This is a genomic window from Rhizobium sp. Root1220, from assembly GCF_001426265.1.
In the GTDB taxonomy this organism is placed as follows: domain Bacteria; phylum Pseudomonadota; class Alphaproteobacteria; order Rhizobiales; family Rhizobiaceae; genus Rhizobium.
The window spans coordinates 234688-255296 of the sequence record NZ_LMDG01000035.1; the positions used below are offsets into that span (position 1 = coordinate 234688).

The window sequence follows — 20609 nt, forward strand, 5'->3', positions numbered from 1 at the left end:
TGGGAGATCCAGGAATGTCACATTCACGCGCCGTATTCGATTGGTCCGATCCGTTTCGGCTTGTCGAGCAACTGACGGACGAGGAGCGCATGGTGCTGGACACCGCCCATGCCTATGCGCAGGAGAAACTGGCGCCGCGCGTGCTCGACGCCTTTCGCCATGAAAAGACCGATCCCGGCATCTTTCGCGAGATGGGCGAACTCGGCCTGCTTGGCCCCACGATCGCCCCGGAATATGGCGGCGCCGGCCTTGGCTACGTCGCCTATGGCCTGATCGCCCGCGAGGTCGAGCGCGTTGACAGCGGCTATCGCTCGATGATGAGCGTGCAGTCGTCGCTGGTCATGGTGCCGATCGACGCCTTCGGCTCGGAAGCACAGAAGCAGAAATACCTGCCGAAGCTGGCCACCGGCGAGTGGATCGGCTGCTTCGGGCTGACCGAACCCAACCACGGCTCGGACCCGGGCTCGATGGTCACCCGGGCGAAGAAGGTCGACGGCGGCTACAGCTTGACCGGCGCAAAGACCTGGATCTCCAACGCCCCGATCGCCGACGTCTTCGTCGTGTGGGCAAAGACCGAGGATGGCATCATCCGCGGCTTTATCCTCGAGAAGGGCTGGAAGGGCCTGACGGCCCCAGCCATCCACGGCAAGGTCGGCCTGCGTGCCTCGATCACCGGTGAAGTGGTGATGGACGCCGTGTTTGTACCGGAAGAAAACCTGCTACCCGACGTCTCCGGCCTCAAGGGACCGTTCACCTGCCTGAACTCCGCCCGGTTCGGCATTGCCTGGGGCGCGCTGGGGGCCGCCGAGGACTGCTACGCCAAGGCGCGGCAGTATACGCTCGACCGCAAACAGTTCGACCGGCCGCTGGCCGCCAACCAGCTGATCCAGAAGAAGCTCGCCGACATGGCGACCGAGATCACGCTCGGGCTGCAGGGCTGCCTCAGGCTCGGCCGAATGAAGGAAGATGGCCATCCACCGGTTGAGCTCACCTCGATCGTCAAACGCAACTCCTGCGGAAAGTCGCTGGAGATAGCCCGCATGTCTCGCGACATGCTCGGCGGCAACGGCATCTCCGACGAATTCGGGGTCGCACGACATCTCGTCAACCTCGAGGTGGTCAACACCTACGAGGGTACGCATGACATCCACGCCCTCATCCTCGGTCGCGCCATCACAGGCATCGCCGCTTTCGCGAATTGAGGCAGGCCGTGGGGTTTCGTATGACAAGGCCGCTGCGGTTCGGAGACTGCGATCCCTCGGGGATCGCCTATTTCCCGTCCTACCTCAACATCCTCGTCGGGGTGCTGGAGGATTATTTTGCCTCGCTCGGCTTTCCCTGGAAGGCGCTGATAGCGGACCGCAGGATCGGAATCCCCACCTTGCGGCTGGACTTGACCTTTTCCTCACCTGGCTTCCAGGGCGACGAACTCCAATTCGAGATTGCGGTTCGTGGCATTGGCCGTTCCTCGCTCGATCTGGAGCATGTTGTCTCGGCGAACGGCAAGCGACTTTGGACCGCCCGCCATCGCGTTGTCGCAACCTCGCTCGACACCCACCAATCACTTGCATGGCCGGACGATATCCGCGCCGCGCTGACACACCACCTGGAGACGACTGATGCACATGATCCTGCAGCCTGAAGGCTGGGTGAAGCCGATTGGATACGCCAACGGTATGGCAGCGACGGGCCGTATGGTTTTCGTCGGCGGCCAGATCGGCTGGAACGAACGTTGCGAATTCGAAACTGACGACTTTGTCGAGCAGGTGCGCCAGACGCTGAAGAATGTTGTTGCCGTGCTCGCCGAAGGTGGCGCCAAGCCGCAGCATATCACCTCGATGACTTGGTACTTTACCGACAAGGCAGAGTATCTAGGCAATCTGAAGGGTATCGGTCAGGCCTATCGCGAAACCATTGGCCGGCATTTCCCGGCGATGGCGGCACTTCAGGTCGTGGCGCTGATGGAGGATCGCGCCAAGATCGAAATCCAGGCGACGGCCGTCATCCCGGAATAGGATCTCCCCATGGACACGCTAACCTTCTCTGACTCCATCTCGGCGACGACAAGGGACGGCGTTCTGCTGGTATTGATCGACAATCCGCCCGTCAACGCCACCTCACTCGGCGTCCGGACAGGATTGATGGCTGCGCTCGACTATGCCACCCAGGATACCGTCCGAGGCATCGTCATCACGGGTGCAGGCAAGACCTTCGTCGGCGGCGCCGACATCAGGGAGTTCGGCAAGCCACCCGAAGCGCCTTTTCTGCCGGATGTCTATCTCCGCTTGGAGCAGTTCGGCAAGCCGGTGGTCGCCGCAGTCAACGGTGCGGCGCTCGGAGGCGGTTGCGAGTTGGCGCTTGCCTGTCACGGACGCGTTGCCTCGCCGACAGCGAGCTTCGGACTGCCGGAGGTCAAGCTCGGCATCGTCCCGGGTGCCGGCGGCACGCAGCGCCTGCCGCGTCTGGTCGGTGTCACCACAGCTGTGGAGATGATCGGCACCGGCCGCTCGGTGAAGGCGAGCGAAGCACTCCGCGTCGGCCTGGTTGACCGAATTGCTCCCGAGGAACTGACCGCAGAGGCGATCGCCCTTGTTGAGGCCTTGACCGGCAAGGACCTTCGCAGGACCGGTGAGCTTGTCGCCACGCGGATCAGCGATGCCGACATTGATGCGGCCGCCGCGAAGATACTTGCCAAGGCGCGCGGGCAAACCGCCCCCGGTGAGGCGGTGCGGCTGGTGAAGGCTGCGCTGACGCTCCCATTCGCGGATGGTCTTGTCGAGGAACGGCGGACCTTCCTTCGCCTGCGGGACTCTCAGGAGGCCGCAGCCCTGCGACATGTCTTCTTTGCCGAGCGGGCTGCGGGAAAGGTCGAGGCCCTGGAAAAAGCCACGCCGAGAACCATCGAATGCGTCGGCGTCGTCGGCACCGGCTTGATGGGCTCCGGTATCGCCGTATCGGCGCTGAATGCCGGCTATCGGGTTATCGGCGTCGAACAGAGCGTCGAAGGTGCCGCCAAAGGACGGGAGCGCATAGCCGGACTTCTCGACAAGGCAGTGCAGGCCGGCCGTTTCGACGCGGCCGGTCGGGATGAGCGGCTGCGCCGGCTGACCGTCGCCTCGGACCTCGGCGCCCTTCACGACGCCGATCTTGTCATCGAAGCGGTGTTCGATGACTTCGATGTCAAGACTGACCTCTTCCGGCGCCTCGACGAGGTCGTGCAGGCCGACGCGATCCTGGCCACCAACACCAGCTACCTTGATCCCGACGCCATCGCCGCGGCAACCCGCCGCCCCGAGCGCGTCGTCGGGCTGCATTTCTTCTCGCCCGCAAACATCATGCGGCTCGTGGAGGTGGTGAACTGCACACGCACGCAGAGCGACGTACTGGCGACGGCGCTCGCCTTTGCGAAACGCCTTGGCAAGCTTGCCATCGTCTGCGGCGTGACCGAGGGGTTCATCGGCAACCGCATCTTTTCCGCCTACCGGCGCGAGGCAGAATTCATGGTAGAGGACGGCGCCCTGCCGCACGAGGTCGATCAGGCGATGGAAGCCTTCGGATTTCCGATGGGGCTGTTTGCCGTCTCGGACATGGCCGGACTGGACATCGCCTGGGCGCGTCGCAAGCGGCAGGCAGCAACGCGCGATCCGAACGCGCGCTACTTCGAGATTGCCGACCGCCTCTGCGAGGCCGGGCGCCTTGGCCAGAAGACCGGACAAGGCTGGTATGCCTATCCCGATGGAAAAAGAACAATCGATCCCGACGTGACCGCCCTCATCGTCGCGGAGCGGGCGAGGAAAGGCATTGCCCCTCGTTCGCCTGTGCCGGGCGAGATCGTGAAAAGGCTGCTGACCGCGATGGCCGACGAGGGTCGCTCGCTTCTGTCGGAGGGCATCGCGGCACGTGCAAGCGACATCGATCTCGTGATGATCAACGGCTATGGTTTTCCAGCCCACAGGGGCGGCCCGATGTTTGCGGCAGAGACGACGAACGCGGCGGCGGTGTAGTCCCGGTCAGGTCTTGGCCGGCCGCTTGACCTGAAACGTATGCTCCTGGCCGGGGAACAGCCCGCCACGGACCTCCGTGGCGTAGCTCTCGACAGCCTGCGAGATCAATGGGCTCAGATCGGCAAACCGCTTGACGAAGCGCGGCTGGAAATCGTTGAAAAGCCCGAGCATGTCGTCGGAGACCAGCACTTGCCCGTCGCAGGCCGGCGACGCGCCGATACCGATGGTGGGAATGGCAAGCGCCGCCGTGATCTCACGGGCGAGCGGTTCGACGGTACCTTCGACGACAACGGCGAACGCACCGGCATCAGCGACTGCTGAGGCATCACGACGGATCTTCGCCGCCTCTGTCTCCGAATGACCGAGCGAACGGAAGCCGCCGGCGGTGTTGACCAGTTGCGGCATCAGTCCGACGTGACCGAATACCGGCACACCTCTTGCGGTCAGGAATGCGATGGTCTCGGCCATCTCCTCGCCGCCCTCTAGCTTGATGCCATCACAACCGGTCTCCTGCAGGACGCGGACCGCATTCCGCAAGGCTTGCTCCTTCGATTCCTGGTAGGTTCCGAACGGCAGATCGACAATGACGCAGGCATGCGAGACGCAGCGCATGACCGCTTTGCCGTGTGCCATCATCATGTCGAGCGTGACGCCGACCGTCGTCTCCATTCCGTAGAGCACCATGCCGAGCGAATCGCCGACGAGCAGAAGATCGCAATGCGGATCGAGCAGGCGCGCGACCGGCGTCGTATAGGCGGTGAGGCAGACAACGCGCTCGCCTCCCTTCATGGATCGGATCGCCGCCGTCGTCAGCCGCTTCGGCCTGCCATGAGTGCTCATTATGCCGCCCTCGTCGTGCTGGCGGTTTTGATGCCGACCACGCGGTTATCAAGAAGTCGTGTCGCGCCAATGCGGACAAACAAAGCGACGAGCGCAGGCCCCGATTGCAACGAAGTCAGGGGCTCCAGGCTGTCGGGATGCCGCACGGCAACCACCTCCGGAACCGCCAGTGGTTCAGATGCGATAAATCGAGTGAGCGCCGCTTCCAGGGTTGCGGCATTGTCACAGCCGGCAGCGTAAAGCCGTTCGGCCTCTTCGAGCGCTTTCGGCACGATTACTGCTGCCGCCCGCTCGTTTTCGCTCAGATACACATTGCGTGACGAGCAGGCGAGGCCGTCGGCTTCCCGAACGGTCGGCACGGCAACGACCCGAACCGGCTGGGCGAGGTCTTCGACCATGCGCCTGATCAGCGTGACCTGCTGGAAATCCTTTTCCCCGAAATAGGCGGCCTGCGGCTGCACCAGATTGAACAGCTTGGTGACCACTGTCGCAACGCCTGCGAAATGCCCGGGCCGAACCTCGCCCTCCAGGCGGTTGCCGAGACTCGGAACATCGACAACGGTAAGCATTGGTTGCGGGTACATCTCCGCCGCGTCGGGAGCAAACAGCACATCGACATCCGCCTCCTCGAGCACGGCACTGTCGCGGGCAAGATCGCGCGGATATTTCGCCAGGTCCTCCTTTGCACCGAACTGCAGCGGATTGACGAAGATCGACACGACCGTCACGTCATTTTCAGACTTGGAGCGCGAAACAAGCTCCATATGGCCAACATGCAGAAAGCCCATGGTCGGCACGAAACCGATGGCTCTTCCTGCGCGGCGAAAAGCCGCGAGGCAATCTCGTAACTCCGCGATCGTCCGGATAACCTGCATGCGAACCTCCTCCGAACTGCCAATCCTGCAGCGCAGGCCGGACAAGCGGTGGCGGATAGAACTCGATTTGCCGAAATGCGTCAACGCGGACGGCGCCATTATATCGATTAAGCGACCTGCAATATACGCACTATCGCGTGGCCGTGCACTTTGTGTGCAACACCCGTATCACTCGACTTTGTTCATTCTTTTTGTCCAAACTCCGCCCCACTGATGGTAGAAGAAGTCGCTCGATGGACGAAATGCCATTCTTGGGTTTCACGCAGTGTCCGAACAACAACGGAGGGATGGTGACCAATCCTTATGAGATTCTCGGCGTCCGGCGGGATGCAACGGACGATCAGGTCAAGGCCGCCTACCGACGGCGGGCAAAAACCACGCATCCTGATTCGGGTGGCGATCCCGAAGCGTTCAGCCGCGTGCAGAAGGCATACGAGCTGCTGCTGGATCCTGTCCGCAGAAAAGTGTTCGACGATACCGGCTACGATGTCGAGCTAGCCGATCCCGTCGACTTGCAGGCTCTGATCGTCATCGAGAAACTGGTCAATCAATTGACGCTGGACGAACGCGAGCCGGGCACGTTTGACCCGCTGGCGCGCATGCGAACCGATCTCTCGGAGGAGATGCGCAAGGCCCGGTTCAGCAAACGGGAGCTGGAGCGCCATTCGTCGCGTATCGAACATCATCTGGAACGCCTTGAGAAGCGGCCCACCACCGATATTCTCGGCTCGATGCTCCGCGCCCGCATCAAGGCGATCGCGACGGCGATCGGCGAAACGGAAGCCAAGATCAAGGCCAGCGAGCGCGCCTGCGAAATGCTTTACGACTACAGCTATGAGGTCGACGTGCAGGAAAACGACGAGCTACTTCTCGTCGAAGGAGAAGCCTCTCCCGCTCCCCGCGCCAAGCGGGAAGAACGCCCGCTCTGGATCGTCCCCGCTGCGCAGGAAGGTTGAGGTCGCCGCCTGTCGTCAGGCGGCGCGTTGCTCCGTGCCCTGGATGGCGGCGAGTTTCCAATCGCTTCGCTCCCGGCGCGTGAAGGTCCAAACCTCTGTCGTTTCAGTCGGGCGGGTGTTGTCGCCGCTGACAAGCCGGCCGTTGGTCCGCTCGACCATTGCGTCGATCGACGAGTAGCGCATCGCAAGTGTCGCGTAGTCCAGCCCGTCTTCCCGCCATGCTTCGGCAATATCGCCCTGCAGCAGCTTGACATCCGACACCGCGTTACGAACGCCATTGGTGGCGTTCTCGCCGAGCTCTTCGGCAAGGTAGGACATGGCCTCCGGCGTCGTCAGTTGACGCAGCGTGCCGTAGTCTTCCTTACCATAGGCCGTCTGCACCTCTGTTAGCAGTTGCTCGAACTCATCCAGATCGCGCTGGTTCAACCCGATCTCGTCCATCGGCTTTGCGTTTGCCTGTCGCTGCCCAAGGCCGGCTGCCGCAGCAGCACCAGCACCGGAGCCAATCGACGGAATCCGGAATGAAGAGTTACCGTTCGAAGCCATGTTATAGGCGTTGCTCTGGCCCGAAGAGCCCAAGGCAGGCTGACGGCGGTTTGCGAAAAAACGTACCGCAAATGAGATTGCGACGGCAATCAGCGCGAATTGCAACAGCATGCCAAGGAACCCGAAGCCACCGCCGAAACCATGGCCGAGCAGCATGCCGAGAAGACCACCGGCAATCAGGCCGCCGATCATCGACCGGCCGAAGCCGTTAAACAGGCCGGGCCTCGGCGCATTCAGCGGCTGCTGGCCGGCATAGGGTGCATTGGCTTGCGGACGAGGTGTCATCGATCGTTCGATCGGAGCGGCAGGCGATGGAGCAGTGCTCGTCGCCGGCGGCGCCTGAAAGGTACGCGTACCCCGGCTGCCAAACCCCATCCCCCCGGCGCGGCGCGCATCGGCATCGCCGATGGACGCAAAAACGGTAACGCCCGTCAGAGCGGCAATCGCCGCAATCCTGGCAAAACGCAAAACGGCACGAGGCATCCAAACTCTCCTGTCATGACAAATGATAGATGTCGGCACGTATATAGGTACGGCACTCCCGTGTTTGAAGCGCGGGAGGTGAGATTCCTCACTGGCAGACGTCGACCCATGTCGCGCTCGTCAGTTCGGCCAGCCGTTCAGTCGATATGCGAACGGCCGAATTGGTCGAGCCGGCCGCAGGCACGACCTCATCGAAACGCCTCAGGGAAACGTCGCAATAGATGGGAAGCCGTGACGGCAGTCCGAAAGGGCAGACACCGCCGACCGGATGGCTGGTCACCTCGACAACCTCGTCGGGTCCAAGCATCCGGCCCTTGCCGCCGAACGTATCCTTGAATTTCCGGTTGTCGAGACGAGCAAGACCGCTGGCGACGACCAGCATGGTTTCATCCCCGACCCGCAGGCAGATCGTCTTGGCGATCTGCGCCGGATCGACGCCGTGCGCCTCGGCGGCAAGGGCCACCGTCGACGAGCTTCCCGGCGTCTCGATGATCTCTATGTCGGGAGCATGTGTACTGAAAAACGCGCGGACGGTTTCTAGACTCATGGGCAAACGCTAGCGCAGGAGCGGTTCGAAATGAACCCCAATGGTGATTCAGTCATGAGCAACCCCTGTCTCGATCAGCTTCACGCTGTTTTCCTGGCACAGACGGCGGATCGAGGGTGTGATGCAGTGGTCGGTTATGAAGGTATGCACCTGCGGAAGCTGCGCGATCCTGACCGGGGCGGTCCGCTCGAACTTGGTGGAATCTGCGACAAGTATCACATGGCGGGCGTTGGCGATGATGGCCTGCGCGACCTTCACTTCGCGAAAATCATAGTCGAGCAAGGCGCCATCCTCGTCGATCGCGGATGTCCCGATGACCGCATAATCGACCTTGAACTGCCGGATGAAATCGACGGCCGCCTCCCCGACGATGCCACCGTCGGATCCGCGCACGACACCGCCGGCAATAACAACCTCTATCGTCGGAAGCAGCCTCAACCGGTTGGCGACATTGATGTTGTTGGTAATGACCATCAGTTCCTGATGGTTTGTCAGCGCCTCGCCGACGGCCTCCGTCGTCGTTCCGATATTGATGAAGAGCGAGGCGTTGTTCGGTATCAGACCTGCCGCGGCAACACCGATTGCCTGTTTTTCAGCTGCCGCAATCTGTCGCCGTGCCTCGTACTGCACGTTCTCCGTGCCGCTCGGAAAGGTCGCGCCACCATGCACCCGCGTCAGGATCTGCGCGTCACAGAGATCGTTGAGGTCCTTGCGGATCGTCTGCGGCGTGACCGAAAAATGCGCCGCCAGCTCCTCGACAAAAACACGCCCCCTCGACTTGGCCATCCCGACTATTTCCGCTTGGCGATCGCTCAGGAACATTGGCACCGACTCTTTCACTTCTGTTTCGTTTCAGAGATTGAAAATGCATAACAGAGGGCGGTAGCGCCGCAAAGCATGATCGTCCGATCGCTTTCAGGCGGTTTCGATCTTGTCGCTTCGACGTGCCTGCGAAAGGCCAGCAAACTGGTTTCCCACCGCCGATAAAACCCGCTGTCGCGCGAAAATGCATTCACGACAACACACACGCGGGTTATATCACTTTCGTTGCTGAACATGCATTGGACCTCCCATGACCGACACCGTGACCGACCGCTTCCTCCGCTACGTCGTTATCGACACCCAGTCAGATCCTGTGTCATCGACACAACCGTCGACCATGAAGCAGAAAGACCTGGGCCGTCTTCTGGTCGAGGAACTGCTGGCGATCGGCCTGCCCGATGCACATCTGGACGACCACGGTTACGTCTATGCGACCATACCGTCGAACGTTGACAAGGCCGTGCCGGTCATCTGCTTCTGCTCGCACATGGATACGGCGCCGGACTTTACGGGGACGGGCGTAAGGCCGCAGATCGTAGCCAATTATCGCGGTGGCGACATCCAGCTCACGGGGGACCCGAAGCAGATCATTCGTGTCAGCGAAAATCCCGCCCTCAAGGACCAGATCGGCAACGACATCATCACAACGGACGGCACCACGCTGCTCGGCGCCGACGACAAGGCGGGGATCGCCGAAATCATGACGGCAGCGCAGATCCTAGTCGACAATCCGGGCATCAGGCACGGAACCATCAAGCTGCTCTTTACGCCCGATGAGGAAATCGGGCGCGGGGTGGACAAGGTCGATCTGGCAAAGCTCGGCGCGCGCTTTGCCTACACCATGGATGGAGCGACGGCAGGGCATATCGAAGACGAGACCTTTTCAGCCGATGGCGTGGAAATCACCGTCGAGGGAGTCGCCATCCATCCGGGCTTTGCCAAGGGCAAGATGGAGAATGCCATCAAGATTGCCGGCGCCATCATCGACCGGTTGCCCAAGGACGCGACGCCGGAGACGACGGCCGGGCGCGAAGGCTTCATCCATCCAACCGGTGTCACCGGTTCGATGGAAAAGGCGGCTATCAGTCTCATCGTCCGCGACTTCGAGGAGGCAGGCCTTGTCGCCAAGGAAGTGCTTCTCGAAACGCTGGTGAAGGAGGTTATGGCGGGCTTTCCCGGCTCGTCCCACACCTTCGAGGTCAAGCAGCAATATCGCAACATGAAGACCGTCCTCGACCTTCATCCGGAGATCGTCGAAAACGCCATCGAGGCCGTCCGACGTGCCGGCATGGTGCCGGTGAGCGGCAGCATTCGCGGCGGCACGGATGGCTCGCGCCTTTCGTTCATGGGCCTGCCGTGCCCCAACATCTTCGCCGGCGGCCACGCTTTCCATTCGCCACGGGAATGGGTGAGCTCGCAAGACATGGAGAAGGCCGCAAGGACCATTGTCGAACTGGCAAAGGTCTGGGAGGAACGGGCGTAGCCTTCGGAACGCAATGTCGCGCTAAGGATTTCGTGCCGTCAAAGCAGTTCGGTAGCACGTGCCGATTGCCTTACTTCCCGTGCGCGGGGTTGGGAGTAAATATCCCGCCCCTGCTTCAGAGTTTCAACGTCGGGTCGAGCCAAACCCGGAAACCGCCGAGAAACGCGTTCTCGTTGTCTCCCCGACGGCAGCCGTCCGGCATCTCCTTGAGCTTGTCGACGTTACCGCCGCCAATGACGATGTAATCCGGTTGGAAAGCCGCTTTCAGACGTTGCGTGACATCGACGACGGACTTGCGCCACTTGCTCTTTCCGCGTGCCGTCAAACCTCGGAACCCGACGACGTCCTCAAAGGTCTGTTTTCTCTTGTAAGGAAGATGAGCAAGTTCCATCGGCAAGCAGACATTGTCTGCCACCACCGCCGAACCAAGTCCCGTTCCCAGGCCGAGAAAGAGCATCCTGCCCCCCTGATAGCTGCCGATCGCCTGCAGCAGCGCATCGTTCACCAGCCGGACGGGTCTGCCGAACGCTTTCCCGAAGTCGTACCCTTTCCATCTCGGCCCAAGGTTGTGAGGGTCGAGGGATGGCACATTCTGTAAGACGGGACCCGGGTATCCCATTCCTATGACGTCGTAGTCCCAGCCCTCAGCCATCTCCTTGACCGCCTTGACCATCGCGTCCGGTGTCATCTTGGGGCCTGACGCCACGCTCCGCTTTTCGCCACCGGTGCTGAGGTGCACCTTTACATGCGAACCGCCAAGGTCAATGGCGAGGACCTTTTTCGTATCCAGGCCGGTTTTCGTTTCTCTGGCGGGCGCATCCATCGGAGTATCCTGTTTTGTGCGGATGTATTTGCGTTTTGAAGCGAGTGGACCGCCGTTGAGCAGACGGGCTTCCTCTTAACATAGGACACCGGTCCAAGCGGCAAGTGCTTCGGGCTGCCCGGTTGTCTAGGCTTGCGTCACCTCGATCTGAAAGTCGCGACCCTCCCATGTGTCCCTTTGGGTCCAGAAAATTGTAAATGACACGGTCGAGCCGATGGGCAGGTTCGCACTCGGCACATCGGCGATATATGTTCCCACCCCTGTGGCCACGGTAACCAAATCGCTGGCCGTCTCCCACGCGTCCGCGGACCAGCGCACGACGGCCTGTTCGAGAAGGTCCAGGCGCAAGATACGTCCGACACCGAGCGTGTCTATCATCAGGTTCGGGCGCCAGACCCGTCGTACCGGCGCTGGGATGTTTTTCACGTACCTGTCGAGCGTCTGCGGCGGCATGTCGAAGACGACGCCGTCCTTGATGGATCGCAGCAGTTTTATGTGCTCGGCATGGGCCCACACCAGAGGCATGGCACTTCCCGAGGGACGGCCCAGGAAAAGTTCCTTTTCGGGAATGTCCGGCTCGTCCCAGATCTGCTCGGGCAACAGCCCTCCCGAGCTGGCAGAGGCTTCGAGGGCTGCCAGCAGGCGCTTCGCCTCGTCCATCCTTCCGGCGGCAATTTCGAAATGCGCGCGCTCGCCGGTCAGGAGCGGCCACAAGCGACCGATGCCTACTCCGTCAAACGGTGAGCCGTCTTCCCCTTCGCCGTACCCGTCTTCGTTGTAGCGGTACCAATAGGGTCCGGCCGGGAGATCGCGCTTCAGGAGCGAGTCGATCGCTGTGACCGTGTTGGCGATCCTTGGATCGTCCGCCGCACGCAGACCGAAGCGCACCAGTGCCAAGGCGTCCGGGCTGACAAGCAGTCCGGCTTCGAGCGTCATTGCGGCGTCGCTGCGGTTCTTGATAGGGACCAATGCCGGCGAGCGCCAGTGACCTTCTCCTGTGAAGCTGCCGATGCGCATGTAGTAGCCCTCGATGCCGAGGTCTTAGGAAAGGGCAGTGTCGGTCGCGTATGTCCAGTTTTCGATCTGTTCATTCCAGCTGTCGGCGACCTCTCTGAGGTATCGGGCGACCGGCCCGTCGGCGGCAGCGTCCATTGCGTCGGCGGCTGCCAGCAGTCCCGCGATCTCGACGGCAAGGGTAAATGGCGAATAGCCGCCGTCTTCCTCCCATCGATCCTGCTGTGTGGCAGGGCCGTTTTGCACGATGTATCCGGCGGCCGCCCTAATCATGCCATCGTAGCGTCCGGCGTCGGATGGATCGATCACTTCCGCCCGCAAGAGCATGTCATAGAGCAGGATCGGAAAGGCGGTTTCGTCCATCTGGATTCCGCTCCAGTACGGCCGGCCGTCAAGCCAGGAATTCTGCACCCAGTGGCCATCGTCCTCCTGTGTTGCGACAAGATAGTCGAGCACTTCAAGTGCGTCGTCGGCGGCACCGGCAGCCAGGAGTCCGCTCGCCGCCTCGACGAGATCGCGGGTCCAGACAAGATGGTATCCGCCCAGGTTGTCATCGCCTTTGGACGACCCCCACGGAATGGAAAGGCTCGCGATAATTGCGCCCGAATCGTCGTCCCGATGCGTCGCCAGAACTGCCGTGCTGACGCGGTAACGATTGAGTTCGCACGGGTCAGGAGGCTCGTCGAGAGGAATAAGTCCGCGCTGCCACCTGCTCCACCCGGACCGGTAGGATTTCATCGCGGGTTCTATTCCCTGCTGCAGGCTGAGCAGGACCCTCAGCGCAGCCTCTTCCGGTTGCGTTCCGAAGCCGAGCGCGATCAAAGCGCGACCCTCGGCAATCGCCAGGTCTATCGTGCCTGCGAGGGCGATGTTTCCGTTTTCGGCGAGTTGATAGTCCTCCCGCAGCCCCTCACCACGCGACAGCGTCTGCCAGGCATCGGAGGTTCCTACAAAGCCGACCGATCGGGCAAGCCAGGGCACCGACGAAGCGACGGCGAGCGCGCGGCCGGACCCCTGCGCAAAGAGCATCGGGTGACCCTTGAACTCATCGTACCAGCCCGTATTGTTCGCACCGCCGTTGACCAGATGGGGCGAGACGAGTGCGTGGAGGCGGTAGTCGGAGAGTTGGCCGATCAGTGCTTCGAAGTGGATGTCTTGCAAAACGACTTCACGATCGGCGTCTGTCAGGATCGTCTTGGTAATCCGATAGCGTCCGTCCGCGGATGTGTTGACGAGGCGAAAGGCGGGAACACCATCTTCGATGGTCTCGACAGTGTGACGGGTGTCGCGCTTTTCCTCCGAAAAATAGTCTTGCGCCGTCACGATGAACCCAAAATCCCGAATACTCGCCTGGTCCAGGCGTGGTGCGTAGACCTCGTTCAGAATTCCGTGGCTCGCGGTGAACCACACGCGGCCAGCTTGGCCCGCGGCCCGGCCGACTGCTGTCTTGGCGCTCGATGTCCAGCGCGGAGCTATTCCGGGCGCGCCCGGTGGAGTACAGGACTGGGGCAATGATTTCCTCCCTCATTGACGCTCGTTTGCGAAGGTCGGCTTCGGTCCTCGCCCGGACGCTCTGTTGTCTTGCACCTAAGAAAGCAGCTTAGTTGATAACTGTCGAGATCGGACAGTTGATGCCGGCTGCCCGCAAGCGCTCTGAGATTTATGGAATTTCCCGATTGCCGATCTAGTTTCCTCCCGGCACACTGACATACCGACACCCTTGGGAGGACCAGAATGATCAGAAATGTCGCGCTTGCCAGCGCTCTTATAGGCGCTCTTGCATCCTGCACGGCGACGGAGAAGGGAACCGCAATAGGCGCCGGCTCCGGCGCCATTATCGGCGGTGTCGTTGGCGGCAGTTGGGAAGGCGCTGCCATCGGTGCCGTCGCTGGCGGTGTCGCAGGCGCCCTGATCGGTCGCTCAACGGAACGTCGTGGCTACTGCGTATATAGGGATCGCTATGGCCGGACCTACGAGGCGCGTTGCCGCTAACGCACGCCTCTGAACAAACTGCCGCTTCTCCCGCAAGGAGGGGCGGCTTCGCGTTGCGCGGATGCCCATGCTGGCGGCCAGCGCCGAGTGCTGACCAATCCGTTCCCCTACACCGCAATTTCCGCCCCTGACAACGCCACGGCGTATTCTTGGCCAAAAGCAACCGAAAGTGTTGCATTGGGCTGGCGATCGCGTATCCTCACTTGCATTAGCATTTCGGCATACAGCCGTTAATCGAGGCGCCCGGTGCGCCCGTTCCGCTTCTGGATACACTTCACACGCAGACGAGGTAGTAGATGGTTCGCGTCATCGATACCGATCTCGTTTCACCGTGGCGTACGGTTTGTGCAACGGTGCGCTCTGCAGCGGTAGTGTCCGAGCAGATCGCGAGACACCCGCGATGACCCGGGCCTGGGCTCATCTCTCCCTCATTCTTGCGGCCGCTTTCTGGGGCTTTGGAAACATATCCCAGAAGACCGTGCTCGAACACCTCGGGCCGTTGAGTGCTACCTGCCTGCGCTGCGCGATCGCCGCGGTCGTCCTGTTGCCACTCGCCTGGGTTGAACGCAGCCTGGAGCGGGAAACTGGATGGTGGAAAAGCGCCGTCACGGTCGCTGCCGCCTTCGCGACCGCGATTGCCCTGCAACAGACGGCCTACGTTTCGACAACGGTGACCAACGCCAGCTTCCTTGTCAACACAGCAACCGTTCTTACGCCGCTCTTTGCATGGCTCCTGCTTGCCGAAGTCACCGGCAGGCTTGGCCTTGCAGCCGCGGCAATAACGTTGGTCGGCGTCTTCTTCATGGCAAACGGCCCCGCCGGATTTGATGCCCTTCGATGGGGCGACCTCATATGCCTCGCATCCGCTATCTTCTATGCGCTTTGGATGGTGGCGCTGGGATATCACGCAAAGCGCTTCGGCCACCCCTTCCGTACTGCCCTTGTCCAGTTTGCATTTGCCACGGTAGTCGTCTTGTCTCCGGCTCTGCTTCTGGAAAATGCTTCGGTTTCGGCCATCGCATCGGCGGCACCGGACCTGGCGATCCTCGGTCTCTTGTCCACCGCCGCAGCCTTTTGCCTGCAGACCGTCGCACAGCGCTACACGACGGCATCGACCGCAGCCGTGCTCGTCTCCGGCGAGAGCGTTTTTGGCGCGATTGGAGCCTACGTGGTGCTCAGCGAGCGACCGACACCAACCACGATGGTTGGCGCGGCTCTTATCTTTGCCGCGATTGTCATCATCGGCCTGTTCTCTGGGGTACCCTTGGCAACCAAGCGTCAAGATGCCCGCAATGAGCGGATGGAATGACGTCGGGACGACGGTCATCGGCTTGATCGAGCCTATAGCAACGCGTGTTAGTGGTTGACCCGATCACATGACGCTGTCAGGCAATGGAGGAACGATTTGAAAGGCTGCCACCATGGATCAAACTCTCTTCACTAGCCTGTGCAAGGCCGGCAAATTCAAGGAGGCGCTCGGGCTCGCCATTCAGGGACATGAGAACGAAAAATTCACACCCAGCCGTTTCTCCATGGACAAGAACACCGGGCTTCCAATCTTCTACCGCGGCAACAAGCGCGTCGCGATCGATGAGACAGGCGAGTGGCAACTCGCGAAAAACCCGAATCCATAGCCGGGCCACGCGGCGCAACTGGACCCGGACCTAGTTGTGCTGGAAGCCCAGACCCCACGCGGATATCCTCCGCGAAGGGTATTTTTCCAAACGCCTGGCTCAGCCGATCGACATCAAGCTGGCGTTTCCGCCGGCAGCGGCCGTGTTGATGGATGTCGACACTTCCTCGAGCAGCCAGTTGAGGCAATAGGCTTCCGGATCTCGCATAAGCTCCTCCGTCGACGCCGACTGCGCCAGCAGCAACGGCCCCGACATCTCGGCGATCTTCACAAGCATCGCGGACACGCGATCCGCGTTTCCTTCTATCAGGGCTCCTGACATCGATTCCGTGGGTGCGGATGCGCTTGCCCAGGAAATGCGTTGTGCGACGCTCGCCGGGATACCGCTCAAACTGCTGCGAAGCCCGTCGTCGCAATCGATGACCGCGCTGTTGCCGGTGGCCAGCACCGATGACACCTGTCTGTGAAGACCGGTCGGCGAAACCGGAGCGCAGAGGATCGTTCCGCGGGGGTGAAGCGCGTAAATGTTGCGCTCGCCGACTGGGCCTGCAAGTTCGGTCTCCAGGCCCAGCGCCGACTGGCTCCCCAGGTGGCGCGCCATTTCCACCTCCTCGGTGAAGCCCTGCTGGCCTAGCCATTTTGCGAAGTCGGAGAGAGCCGGATCGCTGTAGACGGAGCTGTGCTGCGGCGGGATCGGCGGGGTCGTGACCAGCCGGCCCAGATAGAGCGGCCCGCCGGCCTTTGGCCCCGTTCCGGACAAGCCGCGTCCGCCGAACGGCTGGACGCCGACCACCGCGCCGATGACGTTGCGGTTCACGTAGATGTTGCCGACCTTTATCTTCGACGTCACATGCGCAATTGTCTCATCCAGGCGCGTGTGAAGCCCGAAAGTCAGGCCGTAGCCGGTTCCGTTGATCTCGTCGATCAAATGGTCAAGATCCTGGCGACGCCACCGGATGACGTGGAGCACCGGGCCGAAAACCTCGCGCTTCACCTCCGATATCTGGTTGATTTCGATAATCGTCGGCGCGACGAAAGTTCCATGCTGCGTTTCCTCCGGCAGGGCGACGCGCTCGACGGTCAGGCCGAGGCTGCGCATGGTGTCGACGTGCGCTTCGATGATCCCTTGCGCCTCCGCCGTGATCACGGGGCCGATGTCGGAAGCCAGCCTGTTGGTGTTGGCAATCGAGAGTTCGCGCAAGGCACCCTTCAGCATCGCAAGCGTCCGGTCGGCCACATCTTCTTGCAGGCAGAGAATGCGTAGCGCCGAGCAGCGCTGCCCGGCACTGTCGAGGGCCGAGGCTATGACGTCGCCGACGACCTGCTCGGCGAGCGCCGAGGAATCGACGATCATCGCGTTCTGACCCCCGGTCTCGGCAATCAGCGGGATCGGCTTGCCGGTCTTTGACAAACGCTTGGCAAGTTCGGCCTGAATGATCCGAGCGACCTCCGTCGATCCCGTAAACATCACCGCTGCCGTTTCCGGTGCTGCGACGAGTGCCCCTCCGACCCGTCCGTCGCCCGGCACCAGCTGGACAACGTCCTGCGGAACGCCTGCCTCATGCAGGATGCGAATGCCTTCCGCGGCGATCAACGGGGTTTCTTCGGCGGGCTTGGCAAGAACGGGATTGCCGGCCACCAGTGCTGCGGCGACCTGTCCTGTGAAAATCGCGAGCGGGAAGTTCCATGGGCTGATGCAGACGACGGGGCCGAGCGGCGCATGTGACGGGCCGAGCGTTCGACGGGCCTGCTCCGCGTAGTAGCGCAGGAAGTCGATCGCTTCCCGCACTTCGGCGACCGCGTTCAGCACCGACTTTCCGGCTTCGCGAATGATCAATCCCAAAAGGATCTCCATCCGTGCCTGCATGATATCGGCAGCACGATCAAGCAGCGCTGCTCTCGCGCTTGGGGATACCGCGGCCCAGGCCGGCGCGGCCTTCAGGGCGGTCGCTGCGGCCAAGGCCGTTTCCGCTGTGCTCGCCTCGCGCACGCTGCCGACCACGTCGCGCCTGTCAGCAGGGTTGAGGACGTCGCGCGCTGCCTGCCCGGCATCCACCTCCTGCGTGGGCGTTGCCGACCATGCCCTTGTCGCACTCGTCTCCAGTGCCTCCGTCAACGCCCGCAGTGAAGCTTCATTGGAGATATCCAGACCGGCGGAATTGCGGCGGGCGCCGTAGAGATCAGCTGGAAGCGCAATCTTGTCATGCCTTTGGCCGGCGACTGTCATCCTGGCGATCGTGTCGACCGGATCGGCGACGAGGTCGTCGATGGAGACGTTGGGATCGGCTATTCTGTTAACGAATGAGGAGTTGGCGCCGTTTTCGAGAAGGCGACGCACCAAATAGGCGAGCAGCGTCTCATGGGTGCCGACGGGGGCGTAGATGCGGCACGGGCGATTGAGGTTCTGCCGGCCCACGACCTCGTCATAGAGCGGCTCTCCCATCCCGTGCAGGCACTGGAACTCATATTTGCCGACATGATAGTCGGAACCGGCGAGGTGGTAGATGGTCGCCAGCGTCTGGGCGTTGTGCGTGGCAAATTGCGGGAAGACGGCATCCGTCGCCGCCAGCAGCTTTCTCGCGCAGGCGATATAGGAGACGTCGGTATAGATCTTGCGGGTGAAGACCGGAAAGTCCTCCAGTCCGTCGACCTGGGCGCGCTTGATTTCCGCGTCCCAGTATGCGCCCTTGACCAGCCGCACCATGATGCGGCGGCCCGCGCGGCGCGCAAGATCGATAATGTAGTCGAGCACATAGGGGCAGCGCTTGCCGTAGGCCTGAACGACGAAGCCCATGCCGTTCCAGCCGGAAAGATCCTCGTCGAGGCACAGCGCCTCCAGAATGTCGAGCGACAGTTCCAGCCGGTCGGCTTCTTCGGCATCGATGTTCAGGCCGATGTCGTACGACTTGGCGATCAGCGCCAGCGCCCTCACCTTCGGCAGCAACTCTCCCATGACGCGGGCGCTCTGAGCGCGCGAGTAGCGCGGATGCAGCGCCGACAGTTTGATGGAGATGCCGGGTCCCTCGTAGATGCCACGGCGATCCGATGCCTTGCCGATCGCGTGGATCGCGGCCTCATAGTCCCGGTAATAGCGCTCGGCATCGGCGCCCGTCGTCGCGGCTTCCCCGAGCATGTCATAGGAATAGCGGAACCCGCGCTGTTCGAGCGGTTTGGCGCGTTGCAGCGCCTCGTCGATGGTTTCGCCGGTGACGAACTGCTCGCCCATCATGCGCATCGCCATATCGACGCCGCGCCGGATCACCGGCTCGCCGCAGCGTGCGATCAACCGCGTCAGTGCGGCGGAAAGACTGCGGTCGTTGACAGTGGAAGTCAATTTGCCGGTGACGACGAGCCCCCAGGTTGCCGCGTTGACGAACAGCGAACGGCCACCGCCGAGATGCGCCTTCCAGTCCCCTTCGGCCACCTTGTCGCGGATCAGCGCGTCGCGCGTCGCCTTGTCGGGAATGCGCAGCAGCGCCTCGGCAAGACACATCAGCGCCACACCTTCCTGGCTCGACAGCGAATACTCGTGCACAAGCCCTTCGACGCCGGTGCCCTTGTGCTTGGCGCGAAGCGCCTCGATGAGCTTGCGTGCCGTTGCCGCAGCGCCCTGCTTGACCTTCTCGGGAAGACTTGCAGCCTCGACAAGCCGCGGAACACAGACGGTTTCAGGCGTACGGTAGGAAGCTGTTATGGCGCGGCGCAAATCGCTCTGCGGCTGGATCGGCGGCGCAAAGCCCTCGAATGGATTTACGGCGCCCTTCGGCTTTTGAATGGTGGCCTCGGTCGTCACCGTGCCGCTGCGGATCGTCATCTCTTTGCTCCTGATCAGAACGTGAACCAATCATAACAGAACTCAAAAAGGCAATTTCACTTGAATGCAGCACCATCTGACGATATTTTCCCAATTGCGGCGCAAGACAGAGGGTATATTTGTGAATATGGTTGCAAGTGGCAGGGAAATCGACCAATTCGATCACAAGATCATCGAGGCTCTGGTTGCGGACGGACGCATGTCGATTACCGACCTTGCAAAGAGGGTCGGACTATCGAATACGCCTTGCCAGGTGAGACTAAAGCGATTGATCGAGGATGGCTACATTCTCGGCTTTCGCGCAATCGTCGACGTCAAGAAACTCGGCAGAAACCATGTGGCCTTCACAGAAGTGAAGCTCTCCGATACCCGCGAGCATGCCCTGAATGCATTCAACGTTGCGGCGAGGAAACTTCAGGAGGTCGAGGAATGCCACATGATCGCCGGCGCCTTCGACTACCTCCTCAAGATTCGCACCTCCGACATCGCCAACTATCGCCACGTGCTTGGCGAGAAGATATCGAGCCTCCCCTTCGTGTCCAGCACCTCCACGTTTGTCGCCATGGAAGCGATCAAGGAGAACGGCGCCTGAATTGGCGTCGTCGCGGAACAAGCCCACATTTTTTGTAGTGACAGCTCATCCGTTGTCTGCGACAAGATCGGTGATGAGAGACAGGGGCGTCCGCCGAAAGGTGGGCTGAGAAGCACCCTTTGAACCTGAACCAGATCATGCTGGCGGAGGGAGTCGCTCGGGACCTGCCGCATCTTGCGTGCGTC

18 protein-coding genes, 1 pseudogene and 1 riboswitch are annotated in these 20609 nt (G+C 61.6%); of the genes and pseudogenes, 10 read left to right on the top strand and 9 right to left on the bottom strand.

The genetic code is table 11. The features are described 5' to 3' along the window. Positions 1–14 precede the first annotated feature (14 nt). Genes ASC90_RS24450 through ASC90_RS24465 form a run of 4 tightly spaced genes read left to right on the top strand, consistent with a single transcriptional unit; the run spans position 15 to position 4004 of the window. Positions 15–1202 carry an acyl-CoA dehydrogenase gene (locus ASC90_RS24450; protein ID WP_056546207.1) on the top strand — a complete coding sequence of 396 codons (1188 nt, stop codon included), beginning with the start codon at positions 15–17 and terminating at the stop codon, positions 1200–1202. An 8-nt stretch (positions 1203–1210) separates the two neighbouring features. Beyond that, positions 1211–1642, top strand: a complete 432-nt coding sequence (locus ASC90_RS24455) for a thioesterase family protein (RefSeq protein ID WP_056546209.1) — start codon at positions 1211–1213, stop codon at positions 1640–1642. Next, entirely contained in the window at positions 1620–2015 is a 396-nt protein-coding gene (locus ASC90_RS24460; RefSeq protein ID WP_056546211.1) for a RidA family protein, read from the top strand. The genes ASC90_RS24455 and ASC90_RS24460 overlap by 23 nt, the downstream gene beginning before the upstream one ends. A 9-nt stretch (positions 2016–2024) precedes the next feature. After that, complete coding sequence (locus ASC90_RS24465; RefSeq protein ID WP_056546212.1) at positions 2025–4004, top strand: 3-hydroxyacyl-CoA dehydrogenase NAD-binding domain-containing protein; 1980 nt, start codon at positions 2025–2027, stop codon at positions 4002–4004. Positions 4005–4010: 6 nt separating this feature from the next. Here the strand turns inward: ASC90_RS24465 and panB are convergent, their stop codons facing one another. Together panB and panC are read right to left on the bottom strand one after the other, a co-directional pair. Then, a complete protein-coding gene (gene panB / locus ASC90_RS24470) occupies positions 4011–4844 on the bottom strand; it encodes a 3-methyl-2-oxobutanoate hydroxymethyltransferase (protein WP_056546214.1) in 834 nt (277 codons plus the stop codon). Further along, the gene (panC, locus tag ASC90_RS24475) at positions 4844–5719 is read right to left on the bottom strand and encodes a pantoate--beta-alanine ligase (RefSeq protein ID WP_056546216.1); all 876 of its coding nucleotides are present in this window, start codon (positions 5717–5719) and stop codon (positions 4844–4846) included. Before panC ends, panB begins: the two co-directional genes overlap by 1 nt. 290 nt (positions 5720–6009) lie before the next feature. On the opposite strand from panC, the gene ASC90_RS24480 reads away from it, so the two are divergent. Beyond that, positions 6010–6675 carry a J domain-containing protein gene (locus tag ASC90_RS24480; protein WP_056546444.1) on the top strand — a complete coding sequence of 222 codons (666 nt, stop codon included), beginning with the start codon at positions 6010–6012 and terminating at the stop codon, positions 6673–6675. 15 nt (positions 6676–6690) lie between these two features. On the opposite strand, the gene ASC90_RS24485 is transcribed toward ASC90_RS24480, so the two are convergent. The 4 genes from ASC90_RS24485 to ASC90_RS24500 all read right to left on the bottom strand — a co-directional run bounded on the left by ASC90_RS24485 (position 6691) and on the right by ASC90_RS24500 (position 9309). Then, positions 6691–7704: a Tim44 domain-containing protein gene (locus tag ASC90_RS24485; RefSeq protein ID WP_056546218.1), complete on the bottom strand. Its 1014-nt coding sequence runs from the start codon at positions 7702–7704 to the stop codon at positions 6691–6693. Positions 7705–7792: 88 nt separating this feature from the next. Further along, positions 7793–8251: a YbaK/EbsC family protein gene (locus ASC90_RS24490; protein ID WP_056546220.1), complete on the bottom strand. Its 459-nt coding sequence runs from the start codon at positions 8249–8251 to the stop codon at positions 7793–7795. Between the two features lie 48 nt (positions 8252–8299). Next, positions 8300–9073, bottom strand: a complete 774-nt coding sequence (locus tag ASC90_RS24495) for a DeoR/GlpR family DNA-binding transcription regulator (protein ID WP_056546222.1) — start codon at positions 9071–9073, stop codon at positions 8300–8302. A gap of 14 nt (positions 9074–9087) precedes the next feature. Further along, the gene (locus tag ASC90_RS24500) at positions 9088–9309 is read right to left on the bottom strand and encodes a hypothetical protein (protein ID WP_056546224.1); all 222 of its coding nucleotides are present in this window, start codon (positions 9307–9309) and stop codon (positions 9088–9090) included. A gap of 14 nt (positions 9310–9323) precedes the next feature. On the opposite strand from ASC90_RS24500, the gene pepT reads away from it, so the two are divergent. Further along, the gene (gene pepT / locus ASC90_RS24505) at positions 9324–10556 is read left to right on the top strand and encodes a peptidase T (RefSeq protein WP_056546226.1); all 1233 of its coding nucleotides are present in this window, start codon (positions 9324–9326) and stop codon (positions 10554–10556) included. 115 nt (positions 10557–10671) lie between these two features. Here the strand turns inward: pepT and ASC90_RS24510 are convergent, their stop codons facing one another. After that, positions 10672–11379, bottom strand: coding sequence for an ROK family protein (locus ASC90_RS24510; protein WP_056546228.1), 708 nt, complete (start codon positions 11377–11379; stop codon positions 10672–10674). A 126-nt stretch (positions 11380–11505) separates the two neighbouring features. Beyond that, positions 11506–13905, bottom strand: a pseudogene (locus ASC90_RS24515) (glucan 1,4-alpha-glucosidase). 222 nt (positions 13906–14127) lie between these two features. Here ASC90_RS24515 and ASC90_RS24520 point away from each other — a divergent pair. The 3 genes from ASC90_RS24520 to ASC90_RS24530 all read left to right on the top strand — a co-directional run bounded on the left by ASC90_RS24520 (position 14128) and on the right by ASC90_RS24530 (position 16019). Next, a complete protein-coding gene (locus tag ASC90_RS24520; protein WP_056546230.1) occupies positions 14128–14385 on the top strand; it encodes a YMGG-like glycine zipper-containing protein in 258 nt (85 codons plus the stop codon). A 400-nt stretch (positions 14386–14785) separates the two neighbouring features. Continuing rightward, complete coding sequence (locus ASC90_RS24525) at positions 14786–15694, top strand: DMT family transporter (RefSeq protein WP_056546232.1); 909 nt, start codon at positions 14786–14788, stop codon at positions 15692–15694. A gap of 112 nt (positions 15695–15806) precedes the next feature. Continuing rightward, positions 15807–16019 carry a hypothetical protein gene (locus tag ASC90_RS24530; protein WP_056546234.1) on the top strand — a complete coding sequence of 71 codons (213 nt, stop codon included), beginning with the start codon at positions 15807–15809 and terminating at the stop codon, positions 16017–16019. A 99-nt stretch (positions 16020–16118) separates the two neighbouring features. On the opposite strand, the gene putA is transcribed toward ASC90_RS24530, so the two are convergent. Further along, positions 16119–19832 carry a trifunctional transcriptional regulator/proline dehydrogenase/L-glutamate gamma-semialdehyde dehydrogenase gene (gene putA / locus ASC90_RS24535; RefSeq protein WP_056546235.1) on the bottom strand — a complete coding sequence of 1238 codons (3714 nt, stop codon included), beginning with the start codon at positions 19830–19832 and terminating at the stop codon, positions 16119–16121. 127 nt (positions 19833–19959) lie between these two features. Here putA and ASC90_RS24540 point away from each other — a divergent pair, with 127 nt between their 5' ends. Continuing rightward, positions 19960–20424 carry an Lrp/AsnC ligand binding domain-containing protein gene (locus tag ASC90_RS24540; protein ID WP_056546448.1) on the top strand — a complete coding sequence of 155 codons (465 nt, stop codon included), beginning with the start codon at positions 19960–19962 and terminating at the stop codon, positions 20422–20424. Between the two features lie 72 nt (positions 20425–20496). Next, positions 20497–20593, top strand: a riboswitch (TPP riboswitch). Positions 20594–20609: the final 16 nt, after the last annotated feature.

What these genes read in the sequence shown, in the direction of transcription:
- ASC90_RS24520 (WP_056546230.1), top strand. Translation starts at nt 14,128, where the DNA reads ATGATCAGAAATGTCGCGCTTGCCAGCGCTCTTATAGGCGCTCTTGCA.
- ASC90_RS24510 (WP_056546228.1), bottom strand. Translation starts at nt 11,379, where the DNA reads ATGGATGCGCCCGCCAGAGAAACGAAAACCGGCCTGGATACGAAAAAG.
- ASC90_RS24525 (WP_056546232.1), top strand. Translation starts at nt 14,786, where the DNA reads ATGACCCGGGCCTGGGCTCATCTCTCCCTCATTCTTGCGGCCGCTTTC.
- panB (WP_056546214.1), bottom strand. Translation starts at nt 4,844, where the DNA reads ATGAGCACTCATGGCAGGCCGAAGCGGCTGACGACGGCGGCGATCCGA.
- ASC90_RS24450 (WP_056546207.1), top strand. Translation starts at nt 15, where the DNA reads ATGTCACATTCACGCGCCGTATTCGATTGGTCCGATCCGTTTCGGCTT.
- panC (WP_056546216.1), bottom strand. Translation starts at nt 5,719, where the DNA reads ATGCAGGTTATCCGGACGATCGCGGAGTTACGAGATTGCCTCGCGGCT.
- putA (WP_056546235.1), bottom strand. Translation starts at nt 19,832, where the DNA reads ATGACGATCCGCAGCGGCACGGTGACGACCGAGGCCACCATTCAAAAG.
- ASC90_RS24465 (WP_056546212.1), top strand. Translation starts at nt 2,025, where the DNA reads ATGGACACGCTAACCTTCTCTGACTCCATCTCGGCGACGACAAGGGAC.
- ASC90_RS24540 (WP_056546448.1), top strand. Translation starts at nt 19,960, where the DNA reads ATGGTTGCAAGTGGCAGGGAAATCGACCAATTCGATCACAAGATCATC.
- ASC90_RS24495 (WP_056546222.1), bottom strand. Translation starts at nt 9,073, where the DNA reads ATGTTCCTGAGCGATCGCCAAGCGGAAATAGTCGGGATGGCCAAGTCG.
- ASC90_RS24530 (WP_056546234.1), top strand. Translation starts at nt 15,807, where the DNA reads ATGGATCAAACTCTCTTCACTAGCCTGTGCAAGGCCGGCAAATTCAAG.
- ASC90_RS24490 (WP_056546220.1), bottom strand. Translation starts at nt 8,251, where the DNA reads ATGAGTCTAGAAACCGTCCGCGCGTTTTTCAGTACACATGCTCCCGAC.
- ASC90_RS24460 (WP_056546211.1), top strand. Translation starts at nt 1,620, where the DNA reads ATGCACATGATCCTGCAGCCTGAAGGCTGGGTGAAGCCGATTGGATAC.
- ASC90_RS24485 (WP_056546218.1), bottom strand. Translation starts at nt 7,704, where the DNA reads ATGCCTCGTGCCGTTTTGCGTTTTGCCAGGATTGCGGCGATTGCCGCT.
- ASC90_RS24500 (WP_056546224.1), bottom strand. Translation starts at nt 9,309, where the DNA reads ATGTTCAGCAACGAAAGTGATATAACCCGCGTGTGTGTTGTCGTGAAT.
- pepT (WP_056546226.1), top strand. Translation starts at nt 9,324, where the DNA reads ATGACCGACACCGTGACCGACCGCTTCCTCCGCTACGTCGTTATCGAC.